General features: G+C 70.1%; 7 protein-coding genes. 3 read left to right on the top strand and 4 right to left on the bottom strand.

Annotation, left to right across the window (positions count from 1 at the left end; genetic code table 11):
- The first annotated feature begins 108 nt into the window (after nucleotides 1-108).
- The 3 genes from D471_RS0129295 to D471_RS0129285 all read left to right on the top strand — a co-directional run bounded on the left by D471_RS0129295 (nucleotide 109) and on the right by D471_RS0129285 (nucleotide 4,332).
- Nucleotides 109-819 (top strand): DUF4142 domain-containing protein, encoded by a 711-nt coding sequence (locus D471_RS0129295; RefSeq protein ID WP_017601913.1) that lies wholly within the window; start codon nucleotides 109-111, stop codon nucleotides 817-819.
- A 212-nt stretch (nucleotides 820-1,031) separates the two neighbouring features.
- On the top strand, nucleotides 1,032-2,192 hold the full coding sequence (locus D471_RS36825) for a DUF1996 domain-containing protein (protein WP_083924390.1): 1,161 nt from the start codon (nucleotides 1,032-1,034) through the stop codon (nucleotides 2,190-2,192).
- A 331-nt stretch (nucleotides 2,193-2,523) separates the two neighbouring features.
- Entirely contained in the window at nucleotides 2,524-4,332 is a 1,809-nt protein-coding gene (locus D471_RS0129285; protein WP_026128198.1) for a phosphoenolpyruvate carboxykinase (GTP), read from the top strand.
- 126 nt (nucleotides 4,333-4,458) lie between these two features.
- On the opposite strand, the gene D471_RS0129280 is transcribed toward D471_RS0129285, so the two are convergent.
- The 4 genes from D471_RS0129280 to D471_RS36820 form a co-directional block, all read right to left on the bottom strand.
- Complete coding sequence (locus tag D471_RS0129280; protein ID WP_017601910.1) at nucleotides 4,459-4,881, bottom strand: hypothetical protein; 423 nt, start codon at nucleotides 4,879-4,881, stop codon at nucleotides 4,459-4,461.
- Nucleotides 4,882-4,952: 71 nt separating this feature from the next.
- Entirely contained in the window at nucleotides 4,953-6,488 is a 1,536-nt protein-coding gene (locus D471_RS0129275) for an NCS1 family nucleobase:cation symporter-1 (protein WP_017601909.1), read from the bottom strand.
- Between the two features lie 30 nt (nucleotides 6,489-6,518).
- A complete protein-coding gene (locus D471_RS0129270; RefSeq protein ID WP_017601908.1) occupies nucleotides 6,519-8,027 on the bottom strand; it encodes an NCS1 family transporter in 1,509 nt (502 codons plus the stop codon).
- Nucleotides 8,028-8,051: 24 nt separating this feature from the next.
- Nucleotides 8,052-8,278 (bottom strand): aspartate/glutamate racemase family protein (locus D471_RS36820; protein ID WP_040691841.1); only part of this gene is annotated, 227 nt, incomplete at its 5' end.

Raw genomic sequence — 8,278 nt, 5'->3', positions numbered from 1 at the left:
CTCCGGAGGTGGGACGGACGGCTACGGCTACGACGGCGACTACCGTCCCGCGCCCGCCCAACGAGTGACGGCCCCGGGCGTCCCCGCTCGGTCCGGGACCTGATCACGATGGAGCCACGCGACACCCCGTACCACCCGGGGGGAACCCGACGCGCCGATCTCGGCGCCCTCCCCGACCGGCGGCGGCCGGGATGGCGCTCCCCGCGTTCGATCGAGCTCCTCGGCGTGGTCGGTTTCCTCGTCCTGGCCTCGATGACGGTGTTCATGATCGCCCCGAACGGCACCACGGGTGTTTCGGGCGTGTTCTGGAACGACTGGGTCAGCACCGAGTTCGGGCCGCTCGGCCCGGCCGACGTCGACGCCCTCGTCAAGGTCCGCCAGGCCGGCCTGTGGGAGATCCCCGTGGGCCAGCAGGCCCGGGACCGGGCCCAGCTCGATCGCGTCCGCGAGGTGGGCGGGATCCTCGCCGAGGACCACATCCTCATGGACGAGCAGGTGCGCGAGGCCGCGGCCCGGCTCGACGTGCGGTTGCCCAGCGAGCCCAACCCGAACCAGCAGCGCTGGATGGACGAGCTGTCGGAGTTGTCCGGGGCCGAGTTCGACCGGGTGTTCGCCAACCGGCTGCGCGCCGCGCACGGCGAGGTCCTCGCGGTCCTGGCCGAGGTCAGGGCCGGAACCCGCAACGAGCTCGTCCGCTCCTTCTGCCAGCACGGGATGCTCATGGTGCTGCGGCACATCACGCTGTTGGAGAGCACCGGTCTCGTGGAGTACGAGGAGTTGCCCGCGCCCCGTCCCCCGGAGCGGCGCCCCCTGCCCTGAGGCCCGCCACCGACCGGAGCCTCCGCGCTGGAGGGCGGGCGCCCACCCGTCGCCCGCCGCCGCTCGTCAACCGCCACCCCCACAGGGGCCCGAAGGGGATCCGGCGCCCCCGTCCACACCCACCGCGCCGACCCCTTCGGGCCCCGCCCCTTTCGTGTCCACCCCGCTGTCACGCGGTGGGAGCCGCGTGTCCGACCACGAGGAGTACGAGAATGACGGACGAACGGCCACGACCACGATCACCGAGGCGGCTCCGCCGGCGCGGGCGCCGCCGCGTCCCCGGCGGGGCGGCGGCCCTGCTCCTGGTCTCCGGAGGTCTGGCGGCGGTCCTCGCCGACGCCGGTCCCCCGACGGAGGGGCGGTTGGCGTCGTCCGAGGCCGACCGCTCCTCCTGGCCCCCCGAGGGCCGCCGCTCCGGCGGCCCCTTCACGGAGGACTTCGCCCCCATCGGCCAGGCGCCGCCGCGCGAGGGCGACCCCGAGCCCGGTCCGGACGCCTCCACCGGCAGGTTCACCGTCGACTGCGGCGTCAACGAGAACGGCCTGCGCAACTCCGAGAACGTCATCGTGGCCCCGGGCGTGCCCAACGGCGCCCAGCACACACACGACTACGTCGGGAACCAGGACGTCGATCGGTTCACCGACGACGTCGGCGTGAACAACGCGATCCTCGCCCGGGGGGAGACGACCTGTGCGGGCGGTGACCGGTCCATGCACTACTGGCCGGTGCTGCGCGACACCACCGTGCCGGGCGATGACGCCGACCGGCCCGGCGGCGGCCTGGACGGCAACGTGGGGCGGATCCTCACGCCCTCCTCGGTCACCATCGAGTTCCTCGGCAACGCGCGGGGGCCGGTGGTCGCGATGCCGGAGTTCCTCCAGATCATCACCGGCAACGCCCGCGCCGCCACGCAGGAGGGGGAGAACGCCAACGCGCGGTGGACCTGCACGGGGTTCGGGGACCGCGCGTTCACCGACCGCTACCCGCTCTGCCCCGAGGGCAGCGACGTCGTGCGCGTCTTCGACTTCCCGAGCTGCTGGGACGGTGAGGGCGTCGAGAGCGCGGACAACCGTTCGCACATCGTCTTCCCGGAGGAGGACGGCGGCTGCCCGGACGGGTTCACGGCCGTGCCGCGCCTGCGTCAGACGTTGGTGTACGAGGTGCCCGACGGCCCGAACTTCGCCGTGGACGGTTTCCCCGAGGAGCGGCACGATCCGATCACCGACCACTCCGACCACATCAACGTGATGCCGCGCGAGCTCATGGCGGATGTGGTCGACTGCCTGAACGGCGGCCGGGACTGCTCCCCGTCCTCCTCACCGGGTGCCGTTCCCCGTCCGTACGCCCCCACATGGGAGAACGAGCGGTGGTGACGCGGCTCCTGGAGAGAAAGGTCTAGTGGCTTCCGGCGGCGGCCGGTGCCCGTCATGTGACGAAGAGCACCGGCCGTCGCCGCTGGTTGTGGCTGGTGGGGCAATCGCCCCGTGTTCTGGGAAAAGCCGCCCCCACCTGTGTCGGAACGTGACCTCGGAGGGTGGCGTCCGGCACGCTGGTACACGACACGAATCCCTTGCTGTGCAGCGGAATCCGGGGCCACTCGTCTACATATTTAGACCATTGGCCTATACCAATTGGTCACTACCCCGCGTCGTCGTTCATGATGCGAGAGATCTCGACCTTCGAAGAGGAGCGGCTGTGACTGACGTGGGTATCGATGTGGGTGTTGCCCCGACCGACCATGAGGAGCTGGTCTCATGGGTGCGCGAGGTGGCTGAGCTCACGCAGCCGGACGCGGTCGTGTGGTGCGACGGATCCGACGAGGAGTGGACCCGTCTCACCGACCTGCTCGTCGAGCAGGGCACGTTCACCCGCCTCAACCCGGAGAAACGGCCGAACAGCTTCTACTGCACGTCCGACCCCACCGACGTCGCCCGGGTGGAGGACCGCACCTTCATCTGCTCCGAGCGCGAGGAGGACGCGGGCCCCACGAACAACTGGATCGCCCCCGACGAGATGCGCGCCACCTTCGGCGAGGTCTTCAGGGGCGCCATGCGCGGCCGCACCATGTACGTCGTGCCGTTCTGCATGGGCCCGCTCGGCGGCGACATCTCCCAGCTGGGCGTCGAGATCACCGACTCGCCCTACGTCGTGGTGTCCATGCGGATCATGGCCCGCATGGGATCGGCGGCCCTGCGCCTCATCGAGGAGCGCGGTGACTTCGTCAAGGCCGTCCACTCCGTCGGCGCCCCCCTGGAGCCCGGCCAGCAGGACGTTCCCTGGCCGTGCAACAGCACCAAGTACATCTCGCACTTCCCCGAGACGCGGGAGATCTGGTCCTACGGGTCCGGCTACGGCGGCAACGCCCTCCTCGGCAAGAAGTGCTACGCGCTGCGCATCGCCTCGGTCATGGCCCGTGACGAGGGCTGGCTGGCCGAGCACATGCTCATCCTCAAGGTCACCTCCCCCGAGGGGAAGTCGCACTACATCGCCGCCGCCTTCCCGAGCGCCTGTGGCAAGACCAACCTCGCCATGCTCCAGCCGACCATCCCCGGTTGGAAGGTCGAGACCGTCGGCGACGACATCGCCTGGATGCGCTTCGACTCCGAGGGGCAGCTCCGCGCGATCAACCCCGAGGCGGGCTTCTTCGGCGTCGCGCCCGGAACCGGCGTCGAGACCAACGCCAACGCCATCGACACGCTGTGGGGCAACAGCATCTTCACCAACGTCGCCCTCACCGACGACGGCGACGTGTGGTGGGAGGGGCTCACCGAGGAGCCGCCCGCACACCTGACCGACTGGAAGGGCCGCGACTGGACTCCGGACTCCCCCGAGCCCGCCGCCCACCCGAACTCCCGCTTCACCACCCCGGCCGGGCAGGCGCCGACCATCGCCTCCGAGTGGGAGGACCCGGCCGGCGTGCCGATCTCGGCCATCCTGTTCGGCGGCCGACGCGCCACCGCCGTGCCTCTGGTCACCGAGTCCCTGAGCTGGCGGCACGGCGTCTACATGGGCGCCAACGTCTCCTCCGAGAAGACCGCCGCGGCGGAGGGCACCGTCGGCGAGCTGCGCCGCGACCCCTTCGCCATGCTGCCCTTCTGCGGCTACAACATGGGCGACTACTTCGCCCACTGGCTGCGGGTGGGCGCGGGCGCCGACCAGGCCAAGCTGCCGACGATCTTCTACGTGAACTGGTTCCGCAAGGACGCCGGCGGCCGCTTCGTCTGGCCCGGGTTCGGTGAGAACAGCCGCGTGATCAAGTGGATCGTGGAGCGTCTGGAGGGCCGGGCCGAGGCGGTCGGCACCCCGATCGGCAACGTGCCGACCCTCGACGGGATCGACACCGAGGGCCTGGAGCTGTCCCGCGAGGACCTGGAGTTCCTGCTCTCCGTCGACCGCGACATCTGGAAGCAGGAGGCCGCCCTGGTCCCCGAGTTCTTCAAGACCTTCGGAGACCACCTTCCCAGCGAGCTCTGGGACGAGTACCACGCACTGCTGGACCGACTCGGCCAGTAGACGTCCCCGCCGACCCCGCCTTCCGCACATGGGGCCGGCACCAGGGGGCGCGGGCACCGTGGCACCCGCGCCCCCTTCACCGTGTCCCCCGCGGTCCGACGCGGACCACGGGGGACTCCTTCGCGGTCAGTCCCGCCTGAAGTCGAACCGTCCCTCCAACGAGGCGAACTCCCTGCCGTCGTCGGTGGTCGCGTACCACCAGATCCAGAGCTCGCCGGAGTGGGCCTCCCAGGGGACCTTGACCGTCCAGCTCTGCCGCCAGGGACCGGCGAGGGCGTCGATGTCGCCCGACAGCTCGGCGCCGGCCTCCGCCAACCGCTCGGTCAACGGTTTGGTGCTCTCACCGAGCTTGAGGTCGCCGACCTTGCGTACCTGGCGCACCTGAACCTTCCGCAGGTCCACGGGTTCACGCAGAACGGCGTCGATGTCACAGCGGATCACGTTCCCGGGCTTCGGCGACCCGGGCGTCAGAGTGATGTCGCTGATCTCGAGGATGCTCTTCTTCTTGGTCTTCTTGTCGCTGATGTCCGTGATGTGTTTCGTGGGCATGGTCAAATTGTAATTACTCAGTTACTAAGAGTAGTGACATGGCGTGGTGAGCCCCGTCGCCACGTCTGGAGCTAACCGTCGACCCGCGCGTCGGCCGGAACCCCGTCCTCCCCTGAGGCCCCGCGTGCCGCGTCCCGGCCGACCCGGTCCCCGGTCCGCGCGTTCGACCGGCCGCCGATCCGGGACAGCAGGTAGTGCGCCAGGCCGCCCGCGAACGCGCCGAGCAGCCACGCGTAGCCGGACAGGTCGGCGAGGGCGGGCAGCCACACCGTGGCCACGGAGAACACGGCCGCGGCGACGAACGCGGCGAGCGCGCGCAGGTTCCAGCCCCGCGTGTAGTGGTAGGTGCCGTCCGGCGAGGTCGAGTACAGGTCGTCGAGCACGATCCGCTGGCGGCGGATGAGGTAGTAGTCGGCGACGATGATCCCGTAGAGCGGGGCCAGCACCGCCCCCAGCGTGTCGACGAACACCGCGATCCCCATCTGGCCGATCACCCCGACCCACAGTCCGCCGATCACGAACGCGACGGCCGCGGTGATCAGCCCGCCCGTGCGCGCGTTGACGTGCCTCGGCGCCAGGTTGGCCAGTCCGTAGGCGGGCGGCACGAAGTTGGCCACCACGTTGATCCCCACCGTGGCCACGAAGAAGGTCAGCGCCGCCACCACGGTGAGCGCGACGTTGTCCACCCGCTCCACGATGTCGGCCGGATTGGTCAGCGCCTCCCCGTACAGCACCGACGTGCCCGCGGTGATCACCAGGGCGAGGAAGGAGAAGAACGCCAGGCTCACCGGCAGGCCCCACAGGTTGCCCCGCCGCATCTGCCGCTCCGTGCGCACGAACCGCGAGAAGTCCCCGTAGTTGATGATCACCGCGGCGAAGTAGGCCACCATCGTGCCGACGATCGCGGAGAACGCCGCCACCGGCCCGCCCTCGTACTCGCCCTGGCCGGAGAACACGTCGCCCAGCTCGGAGAACAGGCCGTTGCCCGCGCGGTACCAGATCACGCCCATCAGCGCGATCATCACGACGTACACCGCCGGTCCGGCCAGATTGAGGAACTTCCCGATCCACTCGATGCCCCGGACGAACATCACCACCTGGAAGACCGACACCAGCACGTAGGCCAGCCACCCGACGGCGGACACCCCCAGGAACGTCCCCTCCGGTCCCGGTCCGAACAAGGCGGTGATGAGCAGCGCGATGGCGGTCGAGGCGAAGTAGGTCTGCGCGCCGAACCAGAACGTGGCGACCACACCGCGCACCAGGGTCGGGAACTGGGACCCGTGCACGCCCAGGCTGGCCCGCGCCATGACCGGATACGGGATCCCGTACCGCACGCTCGGCCTGCCGACCAGGTTGACCAGGCCCATCACGATGAGTCCGGACAGCACGATCGCGGCGAACACCGACCAGCCGCCCAGACCGTAGGAGATGAACAGGGTCGCGGCCAGGGTGTAGCCGAACAGGCTCTGGATGTCGTTGGACCAGACGTTGAAGATCGCGAACGCGCCCCAGGACCGTTTCTCCGGCGGGAGCGGGGCGAGGTCCTCGTTGTACAGGGACGGGTCGGGGTCGCGGACGGTGTGGTGGCTGTCGCCGGTACTCATGGGTTCTCTCCTGGGATGGCGGGGCGGTGGTCAGATGTCCTCGCGCGCGGTGGCGCGGTCGGCCAGGTCCTCGGAGCGCACCAGGTCGAACCCGCCGGTCTCGGGGTCGTGAACCCAGCTGCGCCCGGTGCTGGTGGCCAGGAACGCGTCCGGGTCCGGCGGCGTCAGCTCCGCCTGCGGGAACCTCGGCAGGATCCACACCCGCATGAGGACCAGGTAGACGGCGAAGGCGATGGGGAAGCCGATGACGTACGCGTAGTCGAGGGCGAACAGGGCCGTGACGGAGGCGGTCACCCAGGCGATGAGGGCGGCGGGGTTGACCCCGCGCGTGTACCGGTACTGACCGTCGCTCCGGAACAGGTGCGGGACGTTCACCCTCCGGCGCCGGATCACGTGGTAGTCGGCGACCATGATCCCGGCGATCGCGGCGATGAACCCCCCGTAGTAGCCGAGGAAGGTGAACAGGTTGTCCAGCAGCAGCCATGGCGCCGTCGCGGTGGCGACCACGCCGGTCACGACCACGCCCATCCGGTAGGACAGCCACGGCGCCGCGGCGTTGACGAGGTTCAGCGTGGCCGGGACGACGTTGGCGGCGGTGTTGGTCGACCACTGGGCCAGGACGATCATGACCAGCAGAACCCCGAGCACGACCCCGGTGCTCTCCTGCTGGATGACGTCGATCGGGTTCCAATGGCCGGTGACGATGAGCGACACCGCGCCGATGAACGCGATCCACGCCTGCATCACCGGCAGCACGACGAACTGCGCGACGAGCACGTTGCGGTTGCGGCTGAGGAACCCGCGTGCCCCGGGGACGGTGGCGACGAAGCGCGTGATGTTGGGGATGTCGACGGCCACGGGCGCCCACACCGCCATGTTGATGATGAACAGCGCCGCGAGCGGGGTGTCCCCGCCGCCCGCGAAGGTCCAGATGTTGCGCCCTTCCAGTTCGGCGATGCCGTCGAGGGTGTAGTACATCCAGAGGGAGATGGCGAGGATGCACGGCGCGGCGATGGACGCCAGCCGCTCCACGGCCTTGATCCCGAGGGCGACGTTGACCACCTGCACCGCCAGGAACACCGCGTACCACAGCGGCCATGAGCTGAACCCGGTCCAGTACTCCACGAGCCCGTTGATCGCCAGCGCCCCGAGGTAGGTCTGGATGCCGAACCACGCGGCCGCGACGAGCCCCCGGGACACCGAGGGCAGGTGGGTGCCGACGACTCCGAAGGGCGCCCGCAGGTAGACCGCGAAGGACAGGCCGTGCTCGGTCCCGATGTCGGCGGTGAGGCTCATGATCACCGCGAGCGTCATGGTGGCGGTGAGCACGATGAGCATGACCACGGGGAGGGTGACGCCGCCCTCGACGCCGTTGGCCCCGTACTGGAAGGTGACGATGACGACGGCCAGGCCCACCCAGATCCAGACGAAACCCAGCAGGGAGATGGGCCGCTGGGTCAGCCAGGTGGGCAGGATCGACTCCTCCACCAGGTGGTTGGTTCCGCGGTCGGGCGCGTGTGGCGGGACGGACGGTTCCATGGGGGATGACTCCTTCGCTGGTGTTCAGGGGAGTGGGAGCGCGGCGCTCCGGTGCGGGGGCCAGCCCGTCACGTCCTTGGGGCGGGGTTTGGCGTAGGTGCGGATCCTGCTGGTGGTCAGGCCGAGCCCGACGAGGGCCTCGGCGAGCGGAACGGCGGCGGTGACACCGTCGACGACGGGGACACCGGTGGCGGAGCGCACGGCCGTGTCCAACCCGGCCATCCCGGCGCAGCCGAGGCAGATCACCTCGG

Source organism: Nocardiopsis lucentensis DSM 44048, from assembly GCF_000341125.1.
GTDB lineage: Bacteria > Actinomycetota > Actinomycetes > Streptosporangiales > Streptosporangiaceae > Nocardiopsis > Nocardiopsis lucentensis.
This window is presented reverse-complemented; position numbering and strand designations above follow the sequence as displayed.

Bases quoted from the DNA above. Each gene is read 5' to 3' on its own strand.
- D471_RS0129295 (WP_017601913.1), top strand. From the start codon at position 109: ATGGAGCCACGCGACACCCCGTACCACCCGGGGGGAACCCGACGCGCC.
- D471_RS36825 (WP_083924390.1), top strand. From the start codon at position 1,032: ATGACGGACGAACGGCCACGACCACGATCACCGAGGCGGCTCCGCCGG.
- D471_RS0129280 (WP_017601910.1), bottom strand. From the start codon at position 4,881: ATGCCCACGAAACACATCACGGACATCAGCGACAAGAAGACCAAGAAG.
- D471_RS0129275 (WP_017601909.1), bottom strand. From the start codon at position 6,488: ATGAGTACCGGCGACAGCCACCACACCGTCCGCGACCCCGACCCGTCC.
- D471_RS0129270 (WP_017601908.1), bottom strand. From the start codon at position 8,027: ATGGAACCGTCCGTCCCGCCACACGCGCCCGACCGCGGAACCAACCAC.